The sequence below is a fragment of the Blastococcus sp. SYSU DS0619 genome (assembly GCF_054051035.1).
Map to the genome: position 1 here is coordinate 144,675 of NZ_JBJHAM010000006.1, position 22,293 is coordinate 166,967.

The following is a 22,293-nucleotide window of genomic DNA, read 5'->3' on the forward strand; positions in this document are numbered from 1 at the left end:
GGCTCACCGGTCAGCCGCGTCGTTCCGCCGCGCGGGCGATCCCGCGGAGCATGCCGCCGAAGACGACCCCGTGGAACGCCGCGACCGCCCACCAGTAGAGGTGCCCGAACAGCCCCCGGGGCGCGAAGGTGGCCCGCTGGCGCAGCGCGGTCCCCCCGGTCTCGGCATCGTGTTCCACGTGGAACTCGAGCCAGGCCAGGCCGGGCACCCGCATCTCGGCGCGCAGCCGCAGCAGCTCCCCCGCCTCCCGCTCCTCCACCCGCCAGAAGTCCAGGGCGTCGCCGACGTAGAGCCGGTCGGGATCGCGCCGGCCACGCCGCAGCCCCACCCCGCCGACCGCCCGGTCGAGCCAGCCGCGCACTCGCCAGGCCAGTGGCCAGGAGTACCAGCCGCGCTCCCCGCCGATCCCCTCGACGACCGCCCAGACGTCCTCGGGCGCGGCCGCCACCGGCAGCACCCGCTCGTCCAGGTAGAGGCTGCCACCGGCCCAGTCGGGGTCGGTGGGCAGCGGGTCGGAGGGGGCACCGGGCACCGACGCCGAGGCCCAGCGGGTGGAGACGGCCGAGTCCCGGACCCGCTGGACCGCCAGCCGGACGGCGTCGTCGAACCCCAGCAGGCCCTCCGGCGGATCGGGCACGTGCTCCGCGATGTCGTGCTCGGCGCAGACGACGGTGGTGCGCAGCGACTCGACCAGCGGGCGTGCGATGCCGGCGGGCACGGGGGTGATCACGCCGACCCAGTGGCTCGACAGGGACGGCGTGACGATCGGCACCGCCAGGATCCGGCGCCGCGGCAGGCCGGCCACCCGGGCGTACCGCCGCATCATCTCCGCGTAGTCCATGACGTCCGGGCCGCCGACGTCGAAGCAGCGGTGCACCTGGGCGGGCAGCCGGGCGCAGGCCACGAGGTAGCGCAGCACGTCGCGGATCGCGATCGGCTGGATGCGGCTGTGCACCCAGCGGGGGGTGACCATCACCGGCAGCCGCTCGGTCAGGTGGCGGAGCATCTCGAACGAGGCCGATCCGGATCCGAGGACCACCGCGGCGCGCAGCACGACCGTCGGGACACCGGAGCCGAGCAGGATCCGGGCGACCTCCGCCCGCGAGCGCAGGTGCGGCGAGAGCTCCTCGTCGTCGGGCTCGAGCCCGCCCAGGTGGACCAGCCGGCCGACGCCGGCCTCCCGCACGGCCAGCGCCATCACCGTCGCGGTGTGCCGGTCGGCCGCCGCGAAGTCGGGCCCCGAGCCCAGCGCGTGGATCAGGTAGTAGACGACGTCGACCCCGGCGCAGGCCCCGGCGACGGATGCCGTGTCCCCGGCGTCGGCGCGCACGATCTCCACGTTCCCGGCCCACGGGTGGTCCCGCAGCCGCTCCGGCGAGCGGCTCATGACCCGGACGCGATGGCCGGCGGCGAGCAGCTCGGGCACCAGCCGGCCGCCCACGTACCCCGTGGCCCCGGTGACGAGGCAGGTGAGCCCGGGGGACGGGGGGAGGTCGGGGGACGCCATGCGGCCGAGTGTGCGCCCCCTGCGCCGGGCCGCTCCGGTGCTCCGGCCGGCCCATCGGGTCGACGACGGCGTGTCGACCCGGGGGGCAGGATCGATGGTGGCGGACGTTCCGGGAGCGGCGCAGACACGACGTCAGGGCGTGGACGGCGCTGTTCCTGTCGGACCTCGCGGTATCGTCTGGAGTGGAAACCGTCAGCAACCGGCTGAGCGCCGTTCTGCGCCGTTCCGCCCCCGTCCCCCGAGTCGGGGGACAGCGGTCGCCGGTTGCTCGAGAGGAAGGCCCCACGTGGTCGCAGCACCCCAGACCGAGTCTGCCTACTCGGGCAGCTCCATCACCGTCCTCGAGGGTCTCGAGGCGGTCCGGAAGCGCCCCGGTATGTACATCGGCTCGACCGGTGAGCGCGGCCTGCACCACATGGTGTGGGAGGTCGTCGACAACGCGGTCGACGAGGCGCTGGCGGGCTACTGCGACACCGTCCGCGTGACGCTGCTGGCCGACGGCGGGGTCCGGGTGGAGGACAACGGCCGAGGCATCCCGGTCGACATGCACCCGGTCCAGAAGCGGCCCACCGTCGAGGTGATCATGACCGTCCTGCACGCGGGCGGGAAGTTCGACGGCAAGAGCTACGGCGTGTCGGGCGGTCTGCACGGCGTCGGCGTCACCGTCGTCAACGCCCTGTCCACGCGCCTGGACGTCAGCGTCTGGCTCAACGGAACCGAGTGGCACCAGACCTACACCGAGGCCAAGCCCGGTCCGCTGGAGCAGGTCGGCCCGACGAAGAAGCGCGGCACCTCGATCACCTTCTGGGCCGACCCCAGCATCTTCGAGACGACGACGTACTCGTTCGACACGATCAGCCGGCGCCTGCAGGAGATGGCCTTCCTGAACAAGGGCCTGACCATCGTCGTGCGCGACGAGCGCCCCGGGCAGGGCAAGGCCGAGACCGGCATCGGCGAGGACTCGCTGGCCGAGGCGGCCGCGCCGGTCGAGGCCACGGACGAGGCGTTCGAGCCCACCGAGGTGACCTACCGCTACGAGAACGGCCTGGTCGACTACGTCGCCCACCTGAACAAGCGCAAGAGCGCGATCCACAAGTCGGTCATCGGCTTCGCCGCCGACGGCGTCGGCAAGAACGACACGGCGATGTCGCTCGAGGTCGCGATGCAGTGGTCGGACGCCTACTCCGAGTCGGTGCACACCTTCGCGAACATCATCAACACCCACGAGGGCGGCACGCACGAGGAGGGCTTCCGTGCGGCGCTGACCTCGATCGTGAACCGGTACGCGATCGAGAAGAAGCTGCTCAAGGAGAAGGACGACAAGCTCACCGGCGACGACATCCGCGAGGGCCTGGCGGCGATCGTCTCGGTGAAGCTCGGCGACCCGCAGTTCGAGGGCCAGACGAAGACCAAGCTCGGCAACACCGAGGTCAAGGGCTTCGTGCAGCGGGTCTGCAACGAGCAGATCGGCCACTGGTTCGAGGCCAACCCGACCGAGGCGAAGACCATCATCACCAAGGCCGCCTCGGCCGCCCGCGCCCGCCGCGCGGCGCAGGACGCCCGCAAGCTGGCCCGCAAGAGCCTGCTGTCGGTCAGCGGACTGCCCGGCAAGCTGGCCGACTGCCGCTCCACCGACCCGCGCAACTCCGAGTGCTACATCGTCGAGGGCGACTCGGCCGGCGGCTCGGCCAAGTCCGGCCGCGACTCGATGTACCAGGCGATCCTGCCCATCCGCGGCAAGATCATCAACGTCGAGAAGGCGCGCATCGACCGGGTCCTCAAGAACACCGAGGTCCAGTCGATGATCACCGCCTTCGGAACCGGCATCCACGACGAGTTCGACATCTCGAAGCTCCGGTACCACAAGATCGTCCTGATGGCCGACGCCGACGTCGACGGCCAGCACATCAGCACGCTGCTGCTGACCCTGCTGTTCCGGTTCATGCGGCCGCTGGTCGAGGGACAGTACGTCTACCTGGCCAAGCCCCCGCTCTACAAGATCAAGTGGGGCGGCAAGGTCGGTGACGAGTACGCCTACAGCGACAAGGAGCGCGACGCCGTCGTGAAGGCCGGCGTCGAGGGCGGCCGCAAGATCAAGGACGAGATGATCCAGCGGTTCAAGGGGCTCGGCGAGATGAACGCCAGCGAGCTGTGGGAGACCACGATGAACCCGGAGACCCGGATCCTGCGGCAGGTCACGCTCGAGGACGCCGCCGCGGCCGACGAGATCTTCAGCATCCTCATGGGCGAGGACGTCGAGGCCCGGCGCAGCTTCATCACCCGCAACGCCAAGGACGTCCGCTTCCTCGACGTCTAGCCGACGCGCCGGGCGGCGGGCGGGTGAACACCGCCCCATCGCCGCCCGACGCCCCGGTTGACCAGCAGCTTTGTCCACCTCTGTGCACCGACCTGTGGAGACCTGAACCGTGACGGAGACCCCACCCCGCGACCGCGTCGAAGCGGTCGACCTCCAGCAGGAGATGCAGCGCAGCTACATCGACTACGCGATGAGCGTGATCGTCGGGCGCGCGCTGCCCGAGGTGCGTGACGGCCTCAAGCCGGTGCACCGGCGCGTGCTGTTCGCGATGTACGACCAGGGCTTCCGTCCCGACCGCGGGTACGTGAAGTGCGCCCGCCCGGTCGCCGAGGTCATGGGTAACTACCACCCGCACGGTGACTCGGCGATCTACGACGCCCTCGTGCGGCTGGCCCAGCCCTGGTCCATGCGCTACCCGCTGATCGACGGGCAGGGCAACTTCGGCTCCCCGGGCAACGACCCGGCGGCCGCCATGCGGTACACCGAGTGCCGGCTGACGCCGCTGGCCATGGAGATGCTGGCCGGCATCGACGAGGAGACCGTCGACTTCCAGGGCAACTACGACGGCCGCACCGAGGAGCCCGTCGTCCTGCCCGCGCGCATCCCGAACCTGCTGATCAACGGCTCGGCCGGGATTGCGGTCGGCATGGCCACCAACATGCCGCCGCACAACCTGCGCGAGGTCGCCGCCGCCGTCTTCTGGATGCTCGACAACCCGGAGGCGGAGGCCGAGGAGGCCCTGACCGCCTGCATGGAGCGGATCAAGGGCCCGGACTTCCCGACCCACGGGCTGATCGTCGGCCGCGAGGGCATCGAGGACGCGTACCGCACCGGTCGCGGGTCGGTGCGGATGCGCGCCGTCGTCACGGTCGAGGAGGACAGCCGCGGCCGGGTGCAGCTCGTCGTCACCGAGCTGCCCTACCAGGTCAACCCCGACAACCTGGCCGAGGCGATCGCCGAGGGCGTCAAGGAAGGTCGGCTGCAGGGCATCAGCGAGATCGCCGACGAGTCCAGCGACCGGGTCGGCCGCCGCCTGGTCATCACGCTGCGCCGCGACGCCGTCGCCAAGGTCGTGCTGAACAACCTCTACAAGCACACCCAGCTGCAGACCTCCTTCGGCTGCAACATGCTCTCCATCGTCGACGGCGTGCCGCGCACGCTGCGCCTCGACGAGCTGGTGCGGAACTGGGTCCTGCACCAGATCGAGGTCATCCAGCGGCGCACCCGCTACCGCCTGCGCAAGGCCGAGGAGCGCGCGCACATCCTGCGCGGGTACGCCAAGGCGCTGGACCAGCTGGACGCGGTCATCGCCCTCATCCGGAGCAGCGAGTCGGCCGACGCCGCGCGCACCGGCCTGATGGAGCTGCTCGACGTCGACGAGATCCAGGCCGTCTCCATCCTGGACCTGCAGCTGCGCCGGCTCGCCGCCCTGGAGCGGCAGCGGATCATCGACGAGCTGTCGGAGATCGAGGCGCGGATCGCCGACCTCGAGGCGATCCTCGCCTCGCCCGAGCGGCAGCGGCAGATCGTCCGCGACGAGCTGGCCGAGATCGTGGAGAAGTACGGCGACGACCGGCGCACCCAGTTCGTCGCCAACGAGGGCGACGTCTCCATGGAGGACCTCATCGCCGAGGAGGAGGTCGTCGTCACCATCACCCGCACCGGCTACGCGAAGCGGACGAAGAGCGACCTCTACCGGTCGCAGCGCCGTGGCGGCAAGGGCGTCATGGGTGCCCAGCTGAAGCAGGACGACATCGTCGACCACTTCTTCGTGGGCTCCACCCACGACTGGATCCTGTTCTTCACCAACAAGGGCCGGGTCTACCGGGCGAAGGCCTACGAGCTGCCGGAGGCCAACCGCACCGCCCGCGGTGCGCACGTGGCGAACATCCTGGCCTTCCAGCCGGACGAGAAGATCGCCCAGGTCATGCAGATCAAGGACTACGGGGTCGCCCCGTACCTGGTACTGGCCACGGCGAAGGGCCAGGTCAAGAAGACCCGGCTGACCGACTTCGACTCCCCGCGCCAGGGCGGCGTTATCGCCATCAACCTGCGCGACGGTGACGAGCTGGTCGGTGCGGCGCTCATCGACCCGGAGCAGGACCTGCTCCTGGTCACCCGCAAGGCGATGTCGATCCGCTTCAAGGCGGACGACGCCGCGCTGCGCCCGATGGGCCGGGCCACCGAGGGTGTCCGCGGCATCTCGCTGTCGGACGACGACCGGCTCCTCTCCCTGATGGTGGTGCAGGAAGGGGTCGACGTCCTGGTGGCCACCGAGCGCGGGTTCGCCAAGCGCACCGGCATCGAGAACTACCCGAACCAGGGCCGGGGCGGCAAGGGCGTGCTCACCGCCGACCCCAAGGCCCGCAAGGGGGCCCTCGTCGGCGCCCTGGTCGTCACCCTCGGCGACGAGCTGTACGCGATCACCTCCGGTGGCGGGGTCATCCGGACGCCGGTCAACGGCGTGCGGCACAACAAGGACCGCGCCACGATGGGTGTCAAGCTCATGAACTTGCCGGAGGACGTCAGCATCGTGGCGATCGCGCGTACGACGGACAACGACGAGCCTGCGGCCTAGGGTGAGTAGTTAGTCAGGCATGCGATCGCGGCTCCGCGGCGTCCCCACGGGCCGCTGCGGAGCCGGGTGACGAGGAAGCGGCGCCGCCGCCGGGGAACGGGAGACTGGTATGAGCGACCGGACGCAGGGTTCGGTGCGCACCGATTCCGACTCCCGGGCAGGGGGCGGTGCACCGGCGGAGAGTGCGCCCTCCGGGGGGAACGCCTCCACGACGCAGTCGATCCCGACGACCGGTGCCCAGCGGGCCCAGGCTCCCGGCACCGGTGCGGCGCCCGTGGTCCCGCAGCCGCTCGGCCCGGAGACCGGCGCCGGCGCGGCGCAGACCGGCTCCACGCCCGCAACGCCGACCGCAGCCGCCCCGGACCCGTCCGGCCCGGCGGACGGCCCGGGCGCACGTCCGAGTCTGGGTGACGGCGCTGCCGGTCCGGCCACCGGTGCTGCAGCGGCCAGCAAGCCCGCCCGCGGCAAGCTGTCCGGCCGCGGCCCGCGCCGGGCACGGCTGCAGCTCCGCCACATCGACACGTGGTCGGCCCTGAAGATTTCGCTGGTGCTCTCCATCGCGCTGTTCTTCATCTGGATGGTCGCCGTCGGCCTGCTGTACCTGGTGCTCAACGGTCTCGGTGTCTTCGACGCCGTCAACGACCTCTTCGGGCAGATCGGCAGCGCCTCGGGCTCGGAGGCCACCGGTGACCTGCTGACCCCCGGCGTGGTCTTCGGCGGCGCGGCGGTCATCGGCGCCATCAACATCGTCCTGCTCACCGCGCTGTGCACGGTGGGCACGTTCATCTACAACCTGTGCTCCGACCTGGTCGGTGGGCTCGAGGTCACCCTCTCCGAGCGGGACTAGAACGCGGCGGTCCTCCGGACCGCACCGCGGCCAGGTGCCGTCCCCCGCAGGGCGGAGCGCGTCCGTCGTCCCTGCGCGGACCCTCCGGGCCGAGCACTCTGTCCTCCTCCGGAGGACACCGCGGCCAGGTGTCGTCCCCCGCAGGGCGGAGCGCGTCCGTCGTCCCTGCGCGGACCCTCCGGGCCCGCTCGGGACGACCGGGCAGGCGCGCTCTGGGGGTCGATCTCGCGCTCTGGGGGCTCTGCAGGACCCTGGGAGCACGGACACCACCCCCAGAGCAGGCAGGCGCGGCTGGGTGGCACCCCTGCTTCGGGGAAGTAGGGGTCCAGGGGCCGGCGCGGCGCCCGGGTTCGCCGAAGTCGGGCCCGGGAGCCGGCGCGGACGGGGAGCACCTCGTGCGAGTGGGCCCCCTGCGGGGAGCGCTCCAGGGGTCAGGTACGCTTTTCGAGGTTCACGGGCCTGTAGCTCAGGCGGTTAGAGCGCATCCCTGATAAGGATGAGGCCGGAGGTTCAAGTCCTCCCAGGCCCACCCGTGTGCCGGAGCTCCGGCTCCGCGCCCCCGCGCACGTCGCCTCCGCGGCGAGCGAAGCGCTCGAGGAGGTTCTCCGCGTGCTGAAGAAGCTGGCGCTCGTCGCCGCCGCGGCCGGTGCTCTCGCCGCCGTCCGCAAGCGTTCGACCGGTAAGAACGAGGCTGACCTGTGGCACGAGGCCACCAGCGGCCCGGGGGCGGTCAGCACCCCCACCCGCTGAACCACCGGCCCACCACGGGCCGCCCGGGGACGTAGCTCAATTGGCAGAGCACCGCCTTTGCAAGGCGGGGGTTAGGGGTTCGATTCCCCTCGTCTCCACCCGCGACGCCGATACGGCGTCCTGCTCCACGTGAAACCGGGCCCGCGACGTCCGGCCGACACGACGGTGGGAGAGTGGAGCCGTGACTGAATCGACTCCCGCCCGCCGCGCGGTCCTGCACACCAACCACGGCGACATCACCGTGAACCTGTTCCCCGACCACGCCCCCAAGACGGTCGCCAACTTCGCCGACCTCGCCGAGGGTGCCCGCGAGTGGACGCACCCCGCGACCCGCGAGAAGACGACCGACAAGCTCTACGACGGCACGGTCTTCCACCGGATCATCTCCGGCTTCATGATCCAGGGCGGCGACCCGCTGGGTCAGGGCATCGGCGGCCCCGGCTACCAGTTCGGGGACGAGATCCACCCCGACCTGGCGTTCACCAAGCCCTACCTGCTGGCCATGGCCAACGCCGGGCCGGGCACCAACGGCTCCCAGTTCTTCATCACCGTCGCCCCCACCTCCTGGCTGACCGGCAAGCACACCATCTTCGGTGAGGTCGCCGACCAGGCCGGCCGCGACGTCGTCGACCGGATCGCCGCCGTCCCCACCGGCCGCAACGACCGCCCGGCCGAGGACGTCGTGATCGAGTCCGTCGAGGTGGAGCGCAGCTGACCACGGAACCGCACGGCGGGGGCGCGGGCGACCAGCCCGCGCCCCCGTCACCGGCCTGCTACCGCCACCCCGATCGGCCCACGGGCATCTCGTGCGCGCGGTGCGGCCGGCCCATCTGCCCCGAGTGCATGGTCCCGGCCTCGGTCGGGTTCCAGTGCCCGGTCTGCGTGCGGGAGGGGGCGGCCTCGATCCGCACTCCGCGCCGCGGCTCGGGGCTGCGCGCCGCGGCCTCGCGCTGGGGCACGGTCACGCTGACGCTGATCTCGATCAACGTCGTCATGTTCCTGGTGACCGCGGTCTCCGCCGGGCTGGCGGGCAACGCACCGCTCGACAACTACCGGTCCCAGGTCTTCGTCGACCTCTCCCAGTACCCGCTGGCGGTCGAGTTCGGCGAGTACTGGCGACTGCTCACCGCGGCGTTCCTGCACATCGGCCTGCTGCACCTGGTGCTCAACATGCTGGCGTTGCTCGTCTTCGGCTCCGAGCTGGAACGGCAGCTGGGCCGGTGGCGCTACCTGACGCTGTACCTGGTGGCCGCCCTGGGTGGCTCCACGGCGATCCAGCTGCTCGGTGACCCCCTGCGCCCCGTGGCGGGCGCCTCCACGGCCATCTACGGGCTCCTGGGGGCGCTGGGCGTACTCATGGTGCTCCGCAAGCAGGACGTCCGCGGCATCCTCGTCCTCCTGGGTATCAACATCTTCATCAGCTTCCTGCCCGGGGTCTCCCTGCTCGGGCACCTCGGCGGCCTCGTCACCGGTGCGGCCGTCGCCGGGCTGCTGATGGGTACCCGCCGACGGCCGGCGCTCCAGGCCGTCGGCCTGGCGGTGCTCGCCCTGACGCTCCTCGCCCTGGCCCTGGCGGTACCCCCGGGCGCGATCGCCTAGCTCCCCGGCCGCGCTACGCCCGGCCGGGGGCGGCCCGCTCCAGGTCCCGAGCCACGGTCTCGGGGTCGGCGCCGAGGTCCCAGCGGCCGAGGACGACGAGGACGCCGTCGTCGCCGTCCAGCTCGAGCTCGAGCGTGCGCACCGTCGTCCCCCACCGCCGGGCGCTGCGGACCCGCACCCGGAGCAGCGCCCAGGGCAGCACACGAACACCGGTCAGCGTGCGCACCTCGACGCCGTCCGGTCCGGTGCGCAGCCGCGGGCGCAGCACCGCTTCCCGGGCGGCGAGCGCGACCAGCAGCAGGGCCGCGCCGCCCACCAGCACCCGGCCCGGCGTGTCCAGCAGCAGACCGGCCGCACCGAGCAGCACCGCGCCGGCCGCGAGGACGACGGGGACGTAGGCCGGAGGGGACCAGTGCACGCCGACAGCCTGCCAGGGGTGACGTGGAACATACGATCGCTGCGGGGTGGCCGGTCCCGGCCGCGCCGGACCGTCGTCGACGAGGAGTGGGTCCATGCGTGATGCCGTCATCTGTGCCGCCGTCCGTACACCGGTGGGCAAGCGCGGGGGAGGGCTGTCCGGCGTGCACGCCGTCGACCTCTCCGCGCACGTGCTCGAGGCGCTCGCGCAGCGGTCGGGCATCGACCCGGCCGTGGTGGAGGACGTCTTCTGGGGTTGCGTGAGCCAGGTCGGGGAGCAGACCTTCAACATCGGCCGGAACGCGCCGCTGGCCGCCGGCTGGCCCGAGTCGGTGCCGGGCACCACGATCGACCGGCAGTGCGGGTCCTCCCAGCAGGCCGTCGCCTTCGCCGCCGCCACCGTCATCAGCGGCCAGGCCGACGTCGTCGTCGCCGGTGGTGTCGAGTCGATGAGCCGGGTGCCGATGGGGTCCGCGCGGGCCGACGGCGTGGCCGGCAAGCCGCTGGGCCCACGGTTCCTCGAGCGCTACGACGGCGTCTGGCCCAACCAGGGCATCGGCGCCGAGATGATCGCCGAGCGCTGGGGCTTCTCCCGCACCCAGCTCGACGAGTTCGCGCTCTCCTCCCACGAGAAGGCGGCCAAGGCGCAGGCCGACGGCGCCTTCGACGAGGAGATCGCGCCGGTGACCCTCGGCGACGGCACCGTGGTGAGCGCCGACGAGGGCATCCGGCCGGGCGGGACCCTGGAGAAGCTGGCGTCGCTGAAGACGCCGTTCAAGGAGGGCGGCGTGATCAGCGCCGGCAACGCCAGCCAGATCTCCGACGGCTCGGCCGCGCTCCTGGTCACCACCAGCGAGAAGGCCCGGGAGCTCGGCCTGCGCCCGCTGGTGCGGATCCACACCACGGTCATGGCCGGCGACGACCCGGTCATCATGCTCACCGCCCCCATCCCGGCGACCCAGAAGGTGCTGGCCCGCTCCGGCCTGTCGGTCGACGACATCGGCGTGTTCGAGGTCAACGAGGCGTTCGCCCCCGTCCCGCTGGCCTGGGCGGCCGACATCGGCGCCGACCCGGCCCGGCTGAACCCGCTCGGCGGCGCGATCGCCCTCGGCCACCCGCTCGGCGGCTCGGGCGCCCGCATCATGACGACGCTGGTCCACCACATGCAGGCCACCGGCACCCGCTACGGGCTGCAGACGATGTGCGAGGGCGGCGGGACGGCCAACGCGACGATCCTCGAGCTGATCGACGCCTGACCCCTGCTGCGCACCGGCGTCCCGGTGCCGACCCGCCAGCCCCCGGCCGTCCGGCCGGGGGCTGGCGTCGTCGTGGGCCCAGCTCGTCGTGGGCCCAGCTCGTCCTAGGCCCGGGGCGTCGGCGGTAGCCCGACGGAGCCCGGTCGTCGGCTGTGGAGATCCGTGCCGGTCCGTGTGCACCCAGCAGCGGGGTGTGACCGGACGGGTCCGTCCCTGCGTCTCCGGGCTGAGGGGTGTAACCGCAGGTCAGGGCGGGTAAGGGTGCGCCACGGTCACCACCCCGGCGGACGGACAAGTCGACTCGTCCACAGCTGGGTACACAGCTGGGGACAGACTCACACAGCTGTAGTTACGGCCGTGGCGCCCATGTCACACGAGCCCCACGGGCGGAGAAACCGCAGGTCAGCCGCGTGCAGGCCGACTCCGTCCCTCCACACTCGGTGGACAACCCTGGGGGTGGGGCGTCATGTCGACCTGTGGACGGAGCCGGTCGCTGTGCACAGTGTCCCTAGGGGTCCCCGACCCCGCCCGGAGAAGCGACGAGGCCCCCGTCCCGGTCGGGGACGAGGGCCTCGGAAGGACCGCGGTGGACGGCGTCAGCGCCAGCGCATCGACATGATCAGGCCGGCCACCATGGCGCCGAAGCCGATGGCGAAGTTCCAGGCGTTCAGCGACACCATGAACGGGATCTGGTCGCCGGCGACGTAGTAGACGACGATCCAGAGCAGGCCGAACAGCATCAGCGCCACCATCACCGGCGCGTACCAGCGCGGGCTCGGCTGCAGGGCCTTGGCCTGTGCGCCGCGCGAGCGGAGCGCGTCCTCCGGCGGCGTGTACACCGACTTCTTGCGCACCTTCGACTTGGGCACGTGCGTACTCCCTCCCGGGGCCGGGCTCAGTCATCCCCGGCCGGATCTGTCACCCAGACTAAACTTCGCCGGGACGACGACGGTGGTACGTCACCCGTGCGCGCCGCCGTCCGTCCCCGTCCGAGGAGGTGCTCGTGATCCGCTCCCCGCTGCGCGGCCGGCGCCCGTCCGGCTGGAGCGTGCTGGTGCCCGTGGTCGCCCTGGCGGCCGGGCTGCTCTTCGCCACGTCCGGGCGGACCGCGCAGGGCAGCGATCTGCGCGCCGGTGAGGTCACCCAGCTCTCCGAGTTGATGGAGCAGCGCGACGCCGCGGTCGCCCGGCTGGGTCGCCAGCTGAGCGAGTTGGAGCAGAGCGTGCAGCTGCTCACCCAGGAGGCGGCGACCCGCGACGGCGCCGTCGCCGAGGCCCAGGCCGTCGGCGAGGCGGGCGCCCCCTCCGCCGGCCTGACGCCGGTGGCCGGTGCCGGAGTGGTCATCACCCTCGACGACGCCCCGCAGCGCTCCGACGGCAGCCTCCCCGGGGGGGCCCGACCCGACGACCTCGTCATCCACCAGAGCGACGTCCAGGCGGTCGTGAACGCCGTCTGGGCCGCAGGGGCCGATGGCGTCGCCGTCATGGACCAGCGGCTGGTCTCCACCAGCGCGGTGCGGTGCGTGGGCAACACGCTGCTGCTGCAGGGGCGTACCTACTCGCCGCCGTTCGTCATCACCGCCGTCGCCGACGCCTCCGCGGTCGAGGCAGCCCTGGAGGCCTCGCCGCAGATCGCCGTCCTCCAGCAGGCCGTCGACGCGTTCGGCCTGGAGTTCGAGGTACGGGCACGGCCCCAGGTCACCGTGCCCGCCTACGATGGCGGCCTCACGCTGCAGTACGCGGACGCCGGCTAGGCGGGCGGTCGCGCACCCGCAGGTGCCCGCGCTGCCCGCCCGCCTCCCGAGGAGCCCCGACCGCGATGACCGCCGCCGACCGTCCGGTCCTCGTCGTCGACAACTTCGACAGCTTCGTCTACAACCTGGTCCAGTACCTGGGCCAGCTGGGCGTCCGCTGCGTGGTGCGCCGCAACGACGCGGTCACCGTGGACGAGCTGGCCGACCTGGACGTCGCCGGCGTGCTCCTCTCCCCCGGCCCCGGAACACCGGCGGACGCGGGCGTGACCGTGCCCATGGTCCGGGCCGCCGCCGAGCAGGGCACCCCGGTCCTGGGCGTCTGCCTGGGCCACCAGGCGATCGCCGAGGCCTTCGGCGCCGAGGTGGTCCGGGCACCGGAGCTGCTGCACGGCAAGACCAGCCAGGTGGTCCACGACGGGCACGGGGTCCTGGCCGGCCTGCCCTCGCCCTTCACGGCGACGCGCTACCACTCGCTCGCCGTCGACCCCGGCACGGTGCCCACCGAGCTCGAGGTCACCGGGCACACGCCCTCCGGGCTGGTGATGGCCCTGCGGCACCGCGAGCTGCCCATCGAGGGCGTCCAGTTCCACCCCGAGTCGGTGCTCACCGAGGGCGGCCACCGGATGCTGGCCACCTGGCTGGCGGCCTGCGGCCTGACGCCTGACGAGGACGTGGTGGCCGCCGCCGCGGCGACCGTCCCGCGGCTGTCCTCCGCCACGGCCTGAAAGGCGCTGGGGCCGCGTCACGGCCCCGGAACGCAGCAGGGCCCCCTCCCGCCGGGAGGGGGCCCTGCTGCGTTGCTGCTGTCGATCAGTCGCCGGTCTCGGGCTCGGTCGGGGTGACCGGGTTCCCGGGCGGCGTCGTGGTGGGGGTCGTGGTGGGCGTCGTCGGCGTCGGAGGCGTGGTGGGCTCCTCCGCGGGCGTCGGGACGGCGACCACCAGCGTGATGGTGTCCCCGGAACCCACGTCCTGGCCGGCCGACGGGTCGGTCTCCACGACCGTGCCCGCGGCGACGTCGTCGCGCTCGACGCTCTGCGTCACGATCTGACCGGCGCCGAAGCCGGCCTCCTGCAGGGCCGCCCGGGCGGCGGTCTCGGTGCGGTTGACCACGTTGATCATCTCGATGGTGCCGGTGGAGATGCTCAGCGTGATGACGTCCTCCGCGCCGGCCTGGCTGGCCTCGGTCGGGCTGACCGCCGCAACCCGGCCTTCGTCGTACTCGATGGACTCGACCGGGCGGCTGGAGATGTTCGTGAAGCCCTGCTGCTGGAGGTTCGCCCGGGCCTGGTCCTCGGTCAGCCCGACGACGTTGGGCACCTGCAGGGTGTCCGGGCCGCCGCTGACGACCAGCGACACCTCCGACCCCTCGTCCACCTGCACGCCGCTGCGCGGGTCGCTCTCGATGACCTGTCCCTCGGGGACGGTGGGGCTCGCCTCGGTCTCGACGTCGCCCAGGACGAGGCCGGCGTCGGCGATGGCTCGCTCGGCGGCAGCCTGGTCCAGACCGGAGAACGGCGGTACCGCCACCTGGGTGACGGCCGGCGTGTCCTCGTTCCCGCTGAGCGCGACGGCCGCGGCGACCGCCCCGCCGAGCAGCAGCACGGCGAGCACCGAGACGATCGCGATGATCCGGCGCTTGCGGCGCCGGTCGGCGTCGTCGTCCCAGTCCTCGTCGCCGTAGCCGCTGGCGTAGCCGCCCACCGGAGCGCCGATGATCGCGGTCTTCTCGGCGTCGCCCATGACCGGCGTCGCCTCGACCCGCTGCCCGGCCAGCGCGCGGAGCAGGTCGTTGCGCATGTCCGCGGCCGACTGGTACCGGTTGGCCGGGTTCTTGCTCATCGCCTTGAGCAGGATCGCGTCGAGCTCCGGCGGCACGTCGGGGTTGATCGACGACGGCAGCCGCGGGTCCTCGCGCACGTGCTGGTAGGCCACCGACACCGGCGAGTCACCGGTGAACGGCGGTGCGCCGGTGACCAGCTCGTAGAGCAGGCAGCCGAGCGAGTAGACGTCGGACCGGGCGTCGACGCCCTCGCCGCGGGCCTGCTCGGGGGAGAGGTACTGGGCGGTCCCTATCACCGCAGCGGTGGAGGTCATCGTGGCCGCGGAGTCGGAGACCGCACGGGCGATCCCGAAGTCCATGACCTTGACGGTGCCCTGCGGCGTGATCATGACGTTCCCGGGCTTCACGTCCCGGTGCACGATGCCGTTGCGGTGGCTGAAGTCCAGGGCGCCGCAGATGTCGGCGGCCAGGCTCATGGCCCGCTCGATGGGCAACCGGCCCTCGCGGCGCAGCACGTCGCGCAGCGTCTCGCCCTCCACGTACTCCATGACGATGTACGGGGTGGCGCCGGCGGGCGTACGGTCCTCGCCGGTGTCGTACACGGCCACGATCGCCGGGTGGTTCAGCGAGGCCGACGCCTGCGCCTCCCGGCGGAAGCGGACCTGGAACGAGGGGTCGCGGGCCAGGTCGTGGCGCAGCACCTTGACGGCCACCTCGCGCCCCAGGCGCAGGTCGCGTCCGTGGTGCACCTCGGCCATGCCGCCGCGGCCCAGGACGCCACCGATCTCGTAGCGCTCGCCGAGCACGTTCGGCGTGGTCATCGGAGGTCCTCTCGGGCGGTTCGGTGCGGCCTCCGCGGCCCGGCGGTGCGGGGCGCTCCGGCGGCGGTCACCGCGGACGGGGAGCCGGCGGCGAGCCTAACCGCCGGACCGGGCGGAACCGGGGATGCGAGGACCAGGGGGCTCACCGGCCGCCACCCGTCACACCCGCTGCACCGGGGCTGTCCAGGCCGGGGGTTCCGCCCGCCTCGTTGTCGTTGTCGTCGTCGTCCGTCGGCTCGGTGACCGTCGGCGAGGTGACCGGCGGCGGGGGGGCCGGCGTGCCCGGGGCCGACGTCGTCGCCGTGGTGGTGGCCGTCGTCGTGGTGGCGGTCGTCGTGGGAGCCGTGGTGGTGGCCGACGGGCTGGTCGTCGAGGGGCTGGGCTCGGTGGACGGCACCGGCTCCGTCTCCTCCTCCGTCTCCTCCTCCTCGTCCTCCTCGGCGCCGGGCGTCCAGCCCGCGAAGGCGACGTACAGCGTCACCTCGGTCTCCGGCCCGGCCTGGACGCCGGAAGGGTCCAGGCCGGCGACGTCGCCCTCGTCCAGCTGCTGCCCGAGCTCGGCCAGCAGGCCCTCGGAGGCCTCGCGCTGCGAGATGAGCGTCAGACCGGCCGCGCGGAGGTCCTCCTCCACGTCGTCGGCGTCCCGTCCGACGAACCGGGCCGGGTCCAGGAGGACGCCGGCGGTCTCGGCCGTGGTGGATGCGCTGCTGGCGGTCGGATCGGCCTCCGGCTGCGCGGTGTTCTCGTCGTCGCCGGTGAACAGCAGGACCGTGGTGCCGACGAGCGCGACCAGCAGCACGAGGGCCGCGGCCAGCCACGCCCAGCGCCGGCCGGCGCCGCGGGCCGGCGGCTCCCCGCCGGCCGACCAGTCGTCGTCGCCCGACGGACCGGACAGCGGGGGCATGGGCCGCCCGCCGGTGGCGGGGGAGACCGCCGGGATGCCGGCGGCCGGGGTGGCGAAGACCTGCGTGTGCCCGTCGGCGCCGGGCGCCACGCTCACGACCTGGGTGGGAGCCGTGGCCGGTCCGACGGCCGGGACCGCGGCTGCGGAGAGGCCGCCGCCGTCGGCGATCCGCCGCACCGCGTCGGCGAACGCGCCGCCGTCGGCGAACCGGTCGGCGGGGTCCTTGGCCAGGGCGCGCTCGACGAGCAGCCGGACCGCCGGCGGGATGTCGGCGGGCAGCGGCGGTGGCGGGCGGTTGATGTGCGCCAGCGCGATCGCGACCTGCGAGGCGCCGTCGAAGGGCCGCACCCCGGCCAGGCACTCGAAACCGACGACGCCGAGGGAGTAGACGTCGGAGGCTGCGTTGACCTCCATGCCCTGGGCCTGCTCGGGCGAGAGGTACTGGGCGGTGCCGACCACCATGCCGGTGCGGGTGAGCGGGGCGGCGTCGCGTGCCTGCGCGATGCCGAAGTCGGTCAGCTTGACCACGCCGTCGGGGCGGACGATCAGGTTGCCCGGCTTGATGTCGCGGTGGACCACCCCGGCCCGGTGGGCGGCGGACAGCCCGTCGGCGGACTGCGCGAGCACGTGCAGCGTCCAGTCGACCGGCAGCCGGCCCTCCTCGTGGAGGATCGTCACCAGCGGCTGACCCTCGACGAACTCCATGACCAGGAACGCCAGGGTCTGGACGCCGCTGTCGTCGGTCGTCTCGCCGTAGTCGTAGACCGACGCGATGTTGGGGTGCGAGAGGGCGGCGGTGTGCCGCGCCTCGTTGCGGAACCGCGCCAGGAAGCTGGGGTCGTTGGTGTACTCCGTCTTGAGCACCTTGGCCGCGACGATCCGGTCCAGCACCTGGTCGCGGGCCTTCCACACCTCCCCCATCCCGCCGGTGGCGATGGGGGCGGTGATCTCGTAGCGCCCGGCCAGCAAGCTCCCGATGCCCAGCGCCATCAGCCCTGCCCCTCGAAGTAGGCCGCCATCACGTCGCGCGCGATCGGTGCGGAGATGTCGCCGCCCGTGCCCCCGCCGTTGGCCACGAACACGGCGACGGCGATCTCCGGGTCGTCGGCCGGCGCGAAGCCCATGAACCAGTTGTGGTCGGGCACGCCCTCGCGGACCTGTGCGGTGCCGGTCTTGCCGGCGACGTCCATGCCGGGCAGTCGTGCGGCCCGGCCGGAGCCCCGATCGACGACGCTGACCATCATCTCGGTGAGCTGGTCGGCGATCTCGGCGGAGATCGGCTCCCGCAGCACCTCGGGGTCGGTCGACTCGAGGACCGACAGGTCGGGGGCGCGCAGCTCGTCGACCAGGTAGGGCCGCATCTGCTCGCCGTCGTTGGCGACCGTGGCGGCGACCAGCGCGGCCTGCAGCACGGTCATCCGGACGTCGCGCTGACCGATGGAGGTCTGCGCCAGGGCAGCCGCGCTCTCGATGTCACCCACCGTGCTGCGCACCACGTCGAGCGGGATCTCCAGGCCCTCGTCGTCGAGACCGAACTCCTCGGCCATCGCGCGGACCTTCTCCTCGCCCAGGTCCATGCCGAGCTGGGCGAAGGCGGTGTTGCAGGAGATGGTGAGCGCGTCGATGAGCGACTGCTCCTGGCTCGGGCTGCAGCTGGAGCCGTTGAAGTTGGCCAGCGTGTTCGACGACTGCGGCAGCTGGAGGAGGTCGACGGCGGGGATGACGGTCTCGGGCGTGTAGCCCTCCTCCAGCGCCGCGGCGGCGACGATCACCTTGAACAGCGACCCGACCTGGTAGTTGTCCGAGATCGCCCGGTTCATCCGCGGATCGGGCTCGGTGGCGACCAGCGCCTCCATGTTCTCCCGGATGGCCGCCGGGTCGTGGCTGGAGACCAGGCCCGGGTCGTAGCTCGGGGTGCTGGCCATGCCCAGGATCGCCCCGGTCCGCGGGTCGATCGCCACGACGGCGCCGGTGACGCCCTCGAGGCCGGCCATCGCGGCGGCCTGGACGGCAGGGTCGAGGGTGAGCACGACGTCCCCGCCGGCGGGATCGCGCCCGGTGAAGAGGTCGGCGATGCGGCGGACGAAGAGCCGGTCGTCCTCCCCGGAGAGCACGTCGTCCATGACGTCCTCCAGGTAGGTGTTGCCGTACACCAGCGAGTGGTACCCGGTCACCGGCGCGTACAGCGGACCCTGCGGGTAGGTGCGCAGGTAGGTCAGGCGCCCGTCGGTGGGCACGGACATCGCGACCTCGGTGCCGTCGACGATGATCGAGCCGCGTTCCCGGTCGTAGGTCTCGGCCAGCACCCGGGTGTTGCGGTTGTCGCCGCGCAGCGAGTCCGACCGGACGACCTGGATGATGTTGACGTTGACGATCAGCAGGGTGAACAGCACCAGCACGCTGATCGCCACCCGCCTCAGCGGGGCGTTCACGGGGTGACCACCTCCGTGGGGGCGTCCCCGAGCCGCAGCGCCGGTGCGTGCGGGGTGGCCGGGCGCCGGGCGGCGTCGCTGATCCGGACCAGCAGGGCGACGAGCACGAAGTTCGCCACCAGCGAGGACCCGCCGTAGGCGAGGAACGGCGTGGTGAGGCCGGTGAGCGGCAGCAGTCCGGTGACCCCGCCGAGGACGACGAACACCTGCCAGGCGATGGCGAACGCCAGGCCCGCGGCCAGGAGCTTGCCGAAGGCGTCGCGGACGACCAGCGAGGTGCGCAGCCCGCGCTCCACCAGGATCAGGTAGACCACGATCACGGCCACGAGCCCGAACAGGCCGAGCTCCTCGCCCACCGCGGCGGCGATGAAGTCGCTCTTGGCGACCGGCACCTGGTCGGGGCGGCCGCCGCCGAGGCCGGCGCCGAACAGCCCGCCCGTGCCCAGGCCGAACAACGACTGCATGACCTGGTACCCGGCCCCGTCGTAGTGGTCGGACGGAGCAAGCCAGGTGTCCACGCGGGCCTGCACGTGCGCGAACGCCTGGTAGGCGATCAGCGCGCCACCGGCGAACAGGCCCAGGCCGATGAACAGCCAGCTGGCCCGCTCGGTCGCCACGTAGAGCATCACCACGAAGATGCCGAACAGCAGCAGGGAGCTGCCGAGGTCGCGCTCGAAGACGAGGACCAGGATCGACAGGATCCAGGCGAGGAGGACCGGGCCGAGGTCGCGGCCGCGCGGCAGCTCCAGGCCCGCGACCTTCTTGCTGGCCAGCGCCAGCACGTCGCGCTTGTCGACCAGGTAGGCGGCGAAGAAGATGACCAGGCAGATCTTCGCGAACTCTCCCGGCTGGATGGAGAAGCCGGCGACCCGGATCCAGATCTTGGCGCCGTTGACCTCCGAGATGGAGGCGGGCAGCACGGCCGGCAGGGCCAGCAGGGCGATCCCCAGCAACGCCAGCGTGTAGGCGAACCGCGACAGCGTCCGGTGGTCGCGCACGATCACGAGGACGGCGACGAACAGCGTGACGCCCAGGGTGGCCCAGATCAGCTGGACGGGCGCGTCCTCGCGGGTGACCTCCCCCGACTGCTCGGACGCGAGGTCGAGCCGGTGGATGACGGTCAGGCCGAGACCCACCAGGAGCGCGACGGCCGGCAGCAGCAGCGGGTCGGCGTAGGAGGCCCACTTGCGCACGACGAAGTGGGCGACGATCCACAGGGCGGTGATCCACGCGCTGAACGCGGCCATCTCCGGGCGCAGCGAACCGGTGACGGTCAGGTCGACGATCGCCTGGGCGACGACCGTGATGACCACGGCGAACGCCAGCAGCGCCGCCTCGGTGCCCCGCCGGGTGGGCGTGGTGGCTGCGGCGCCGCGGGGGTCGGTGACGGGACCGGGCATCAACTCGCCTCCCGGCAGTCCACCCCCGGCTCGGACGACGAGGTCGTCCGGGCCGACGACGGGGTCGTCGTCTCCTCGGCCACCGGCACCTCGGGGAGGGCCGGCTCGCCGAGGGCGGGCTCCTGAGCGGTGGTGGGCGCGGCCACGGCCGGCGGCTCGGGCGTGACGGGCGCCGTCGTGTCGTCGTCGTCCGGGCGGCACAGAGGCAGCCGCTGGTCCGCCAGCGCCGTGAGGATCCGGTCGGCGTCGCCGGAGTCGTCCGCGGTGATGCTGTCGCGGACCCGGCTGCGGGCCGCCGGGACCAGGTCGGTGACCGCGAGGTCGGTGCCGCGGTCGAGGCGGTAGAAGTCCAGGCCCAGGACGGAGACGTCCAGGCCCCGGTAGACGGCGACCTGCTCGTCGTCGCCCGAGCCGCTCACCCCCACGAACCAGTGGTTGAGCGCCCACACGTACATGCCGATCGCCCCCGCCACCAGCACGGTGAGGAGGGCCCCCGCCACGAGGAGGATGCGTAGCGGGCGGCGGCGGGCGGAGGGGCCGCCGCCCGTCGGCAGCGTGGGTGGCGGCGGGGGTGGCGGACCGGGGTCGGCGAGTGCGGCCCGGCCGGCGGCCGAGCGGGCGTCGACCTGGCGCTGGCCGATGTTGTCACCGGCCGCCCCGTCGACGACGGGGTCGAAGCGCCCGTTGCTGCCGGTGTCCTCGAGGACGTCGGCGACGATCACGGTGATGTTGTCCGGCCCGCCGCTGCGCAGCGCCAGCTCGATCAGCCGGTCGGCGGTGGCCTCGGGGTCCGGGTCCTTGAGCGCCTCGGCCAGGGTCTCCTCGCTGACGACGCCGGAGAGGCCGTCGGAGCACAGCAGGTAGCGGTCGCCCGGGCGGGCCTCGCGCATGGAGAGGTCGGGCTCGACCTCCTGCCCGTTGAGCGCGCGCAGCAGCAGCGAGCGCTGCGGGTGGGTGTTGGCCTCCTCCGGCGTGATCCGGCCGTCGTCGATCAGCGTCTGCACGAACGTGTCGTCGTGGGTGATCTGCGCGAACTCGCCGTCGCGCATCAGGTAGGCGCGCGAGTCGCCCACGTGGCACAGCGCCAGCCGGCCCCCGGCGAAGAGGATCGCGGTGAGCGTGGTGCCCATGCCCTCCAGCTGCGGCGACTCGCGGATCACCTCGCGGAGGTGCTCGCTGCCGTCGTAGACCGCCGACCGCAGCGCCTGCAGCATGTCGCCCGACGGCGTGTCGTCGTCCAGGTGCTCGAGGGCGGCGATGACCACCTTGCTCGCGACGTCACCGGCGGCGTGGCCGCCCATGCCGTCGGCCACGGCCAGCAACCGGGGCCCGGCGTACACCGAGTCCTGGTTGTTGCCGCGGATGAGGCCGCGGTCGGAACGCGCGGCGTAGCGGAGAACCAGGGTCACGAACGCAGCTCCAGTGCGGTCTGGCCGATGCGGATCGGCTGGCCGGGGGCCACCAGCAGCGGGCCCTGCACGCGCTGTTGGTCCAGGTAGGTCCCGTTGGTGGAACCGAGGTCCTCGACGTACCACTGGCCGCCCCGGTTGGTCAGGCGGGCGTGCCGGGAACTGGCGAAGTCGTCGGTGAGGACCAGGGTCGAGTCGTCGGCCCGGCCGATGAGGATCGGCTGGTCACCGAGGGTGATCTTGGTGCCGCTCAGCGGGCCTGCGGTGACCACCAGCGACTTGGGGCCGCGGCCGGCCCGCTTCTTCGGCGTCGACGCGCGCGGCGGCACGGCAGCGACCCGGCCCGGGCGCCCGCCGAACAGGTCGGCACGCACCACGCGGAACGCGGCGAAGATGAACAGCCACAGCAGGAGGAGGAAGCCGAAGCGGAAGATCTGGACGACGAGCTCGGTCACGGTGTCACCACCGCAGGGGCCGGCCCGGCGTGGCGGCGGATCTCGTGCTGGCCGATCCCGTCGTGCTG

General features: G+C 72.8%; 18 protein-coding genes and 2 tRNA genes. 11 read left to right on the forward strand and 9 right to left on the reverse strand.

The window, feature by feature from the left end; all coding sequences use genetic code 11:
* Positions 1-10: 10 nt before the first annotated feature.
* Entirely contained in the window at positions 11-1,507 is a 1,497-nt protein-coding gene (locus ACI79T_RS10515; protein ID WP_456610008.1) for an SDR family oxidoreductase, read from the reverse strand.
* A 286-nt stretch (positions 1,508-1,793) separates the two neighbouring features.
* Here ACI79T_RS10515 and gyrB point away from each other — a divergent pair, with 286 nt between their 5' ends.
* The 8 genes from gyrB (at position 1,794) to ACI79T_RS10555 (ending at position 9,598) form a co-directional block, all read left to right on the forward strand.
* Positions 1,794-3,824: a DNA topoisomerase (ATP-hydrolyzing) subunit B gene (gyrB, locus tag ACI79T_RS10520; RefSeq protein ID WP_456610009.1), complete on the forward strand. Its 2,031-nt coding sequence runs from the start codon at positions 1,794-1,796 to the stop codon at positions 3,822-3,824.
* A 109-nt stretch (positions 3,825-3,933) separates the two neighbouring features.
* The gene (gyrA, locus tag ACI79T_RS10525) at positions 3,934-6,402 is read left to right on the forward strand and encodes a DNA gyrase subunit A (RefSeq protein WP_456610010.1); all 2,469 of its coding nucleotides are present in this window, start codon (positions 3,934-3,936) and stop codon (positions 6,400-6,402) included.
* A gap of 109 nt (positions 6,403-6,511) precedes the next feature.
* Positions 6,512-7,249: a DUF3566 domain-containing protein gene (locus ACI79T_RS10530; protein WP_456610011.1), complete on the forward strand. Its 738-nt coding sequence runs from the start codon at positions 6,512-6,514 to the stop codon at positions 7,247-7,249.
* Positions 7,250-7,704: 455 nt separating this feature from the next.
* Positions 7,705-7,778, forward strand: a tRNA-Ile gene (locus ACI79T_RS10535).
* A gap of 5 nt (positions 7,779-7,783) precedes the next feature.
* Positions 7,784-7,999: a DLW-39 family protein gene (locus ACI79T_RS10540; protein ID WP_456610012.1), complete on the forward strand. Its 216-nt coding sequence runs from the start codon at positions 7,784-7,786 to the stop codon at positions 7,997-7,999.
* A 25-nt stretch (positions 8,000-8,024) separates the two neighbouring features.
* Positions 8,025-8,097, forward strand: a tRNA-Ala gene (locus ACI79T_RS10545).
* Between the two features lie 83 nt (positions 8,098-8,180).
* Positions 8,181-8,714, forward strand: a complete 534-nt coding sequence (locus ACI79T_RS10550; RefSeq protein ID WP_456610013.1) for a peptidylprolyl isomerase — start codon at positions 8,181-8,183, stop codon at positions 8,712-8,714.
* A 128-nt stretch (positions 8,715-8,842) separates the two neighbouring features.
* A complete protein-coding gene (locus ACI79T_RS10555) occupies positions 8,843-9,598 on the forward strand; it encodes a rhomboid family intramembrane serine protease (protein WP_456610014.1) in 756 nt (251 codons plus the stop codon).
* A gap of 13 nt (positions 9,599-9,611) precedes the next feature.
* Here the strand turns inward: ACI79T_RS10555 and ACI79T_RS10560 are convergent, their stop codons facing one another.
* Positions 9,612-10,016 carry a PH domain-containing protein gene (locus ACI79T_RS10560; RefSeq protein ID WP_456610015.1) on the reverse strand — a complete coding sequence of 135 codons (405 nt, stop codon included), beginning with the start codon at positions 10,014-10,016 and terminating at the stop codon, positions 9,612-9,614.
* 94 nt (positions 10,017-10,110) lie between these two features.
* On the opposite strand from ACI79T_RS10560, the gene ACI79T_RS10565 reads away from it, so the two are divergent.
* Complete coding sequence (locus tag ACI79T_RS10565) at positions 10,111-11,271, forward strand: thiolase family protein (protein WP_456610016.1); 1,161 nt, start codon at positions 10,111-10,113, stop codon at positions 11,269-11,271.
* A gap of 596 nt (positions 11,272-11,867) precedes the next feature.
* Here the strand turns inward: ACI79T_RS10565 and crgA are convergent.
* Complete coding sequence (gene crgA / locus ACI79T_RS10570) at positions 11,868-12,140, reverse strand: cell division protein CrgA (RefSeq protein WP_456610017.1); 273 nt, start codon at positions 12,138-12,140, stop codon at positions 11,868-11,870.
* 134 nt (positions 12,141-12,274) lie between these two features.
* Here crgA and ACI79T_RS10575 point away from each other — a divergent pair, with 134 nt between their 5' ends.
* Entirely contained in the window at positions 12,275-13,024 is a 750-nt protein-coding gene (locus ACI79T_RS10575; RefSeq protein ID WP_456610018.1) for a DUF881 domain-containing protein, read from the forward strand.
* A 65-nt stretch (positions 13,025-13,089) separates the two neighbouring features.
* Positions 13,090-13,749 carry an aminodeoxychorismate/anthranilate synthase component II gene (locus ACI79T_RS10580; protein ID WP_456610019.1) on the forward strand — a complete coding sequence of 220 codons (660 nt, stop codon included), beginning with the start codon at positions 13,090-13,092 and terminating at the stop codon, positions 13,747-13,749.
* Between the two features lie 85 nt (positions 13,750-13,834).
* On the opposite strand, the gene pknB is transcribed toward ACI79T_RS10580, so the two are convergent.
* The 6 genes from pknB to ACI79T_RS10610 form a co-directional block, all read right to left on the reverse strand.
* Entirely contained in the window at positions 13,835-15,625 is a 1,791-nt protein-coding gene (gene pknB / locus ACI79T_RS10585; protein WP_456610020.1) for a Stk1 family PASTA domain-containing Ser/Thr kinase, read from the reverse strand.
* Between the two features lie 142 nt (positions 15,626-15,767).
* Complete coding sequence (locus ACI79T_RS10590; RefSeq protein ID WP_456610021.1) at positions 15,768-17,519, reverse strand: serine/threonine-protein kinase; 1,752 nt, start codon at positions 17,517-17,519, stop codon at positions 15,768-15,770.
* Positions 17,519-18,961 carry a peptidoglycan D,D-transpeptidase FtsI family protein gene (locus ACI79T_RS10595; protein WP_456610022.1) on the reverse strand — a complete coding sequence of 481 codons (1,443 nt, stop codon included), beginning with the start codon at positions 18,959-18,961 and terminating at the stop codon, positions 17,519-17,521. The genes ACI79T_RS10590 and ACI79T_RS10595 overlap by 1 nt, the downstream gene beginning before the upstream one ends.
* On the reverse strand, positions 18,958-20,361 hold the full coding sequence (locus ACI79T_RS10600) for an FtsW/RodA/SpoVE family cell cycle protein (RefSeq protein ID WP_456610023.1): 1,404 nt from the start codon (positions 20,359-20,361) through the stop codon (positions 18,958-18,960). The genes ACI79T_RS10595 and ACI79T_RS10600 overlap by 4 nt, the downstream gene beginning before the upstream one ends.
* Positions 20,361-21,770 carry a PP2C family protein-serine/threonine phosphatase gene (locus tag ACI79T_RS10605; RefSeq protein WP_456610024.1) on the reverse strand — a complete coding sequence of 470 codons (1,410 nt, stop codon included), beginning with the start codon at positions 21,768-21,770 and terminating at the stop codon, positions 20,361-20,363. Before ACI79T_RS10605 ends, ACI79T_RS10600 begins: the two co-directional genes overlap by 1 nt.
* Positions 21,767-22,225: an FHA domain-containing protein FhaB/FipA gene (locus ACI79T_RS10610; RefSeq protein ID WP_456610025.1), complete on the reverse strand. Its 459-nt coding sequence runs from the start codon at positions 22,223-22,225 to the stop codon at positions 21,767-21,769. The genes ACI79T_RS10605 and ACI79T_RS10610 overlap by 4 nt, the downstream gene beginning before the upstream one ends.
* Positions 22,226-22,293: the final 68 nt, after the last annotated feature.

Coding starts and splice junctions, on each gene's coding strand:
- ACI79T_RS10515 (WP_456610008.1), bottom strand. CDS start 1,507: ATGGCGTCCCCCGACCTCCCCCCGTCCCCCGGGCTCACCTGCCTCGTC.
- ACI79T_RS10530 (WP_456610011.1), top strand. CDS start 6,512: ATGAGCGACCGGACGCAGGGTTCGGTGCGCACCGATTCCGACTCCCGG.
- ACI79T_RS10580 (WP_456610019.1), top strand. CDS start 13,090: ATGACCGCCGCCGACCGTCCGGTCCTCGTCGTCGACAACTTCGACAGC.
- ACI79T_RS10565 (WP_456610016.1), top strand. CDS start 10,111: ATGCGTGATGCCGTCATCTGTGCCGCCGTCCGTACACCGGTGGGCAAG.
- pknB (WP_456610020.1), bottom strand. CDS start 15,625: ATGACCACGCCGAACGTGCTCGGCGAGCGCTACGAGATCGGTGGCGTC.
- ACI79T_RS10590 (WP_456610021.1), bottom strand. CDS start 17,519: ATGGCGCTGGGCATCGGGAGCTTGCTGGCCGGGCGCTACGAGATCACC.
- ACI79T_RS10555 (WP_456610014.1), top strand. CDS start 8,843: ATGGTCCCGGCCTCGGTCGGGTTCCAGTGCCCGGTCTGCGTGCGGGAG.
- ACI79T_RS10600 (WP_456610023.1), bottom strand. CDS start 20,361: ATGCCCGGTCCCGTCACCGACCCCCGCGGCGCCGCAGCCACCACGCCC.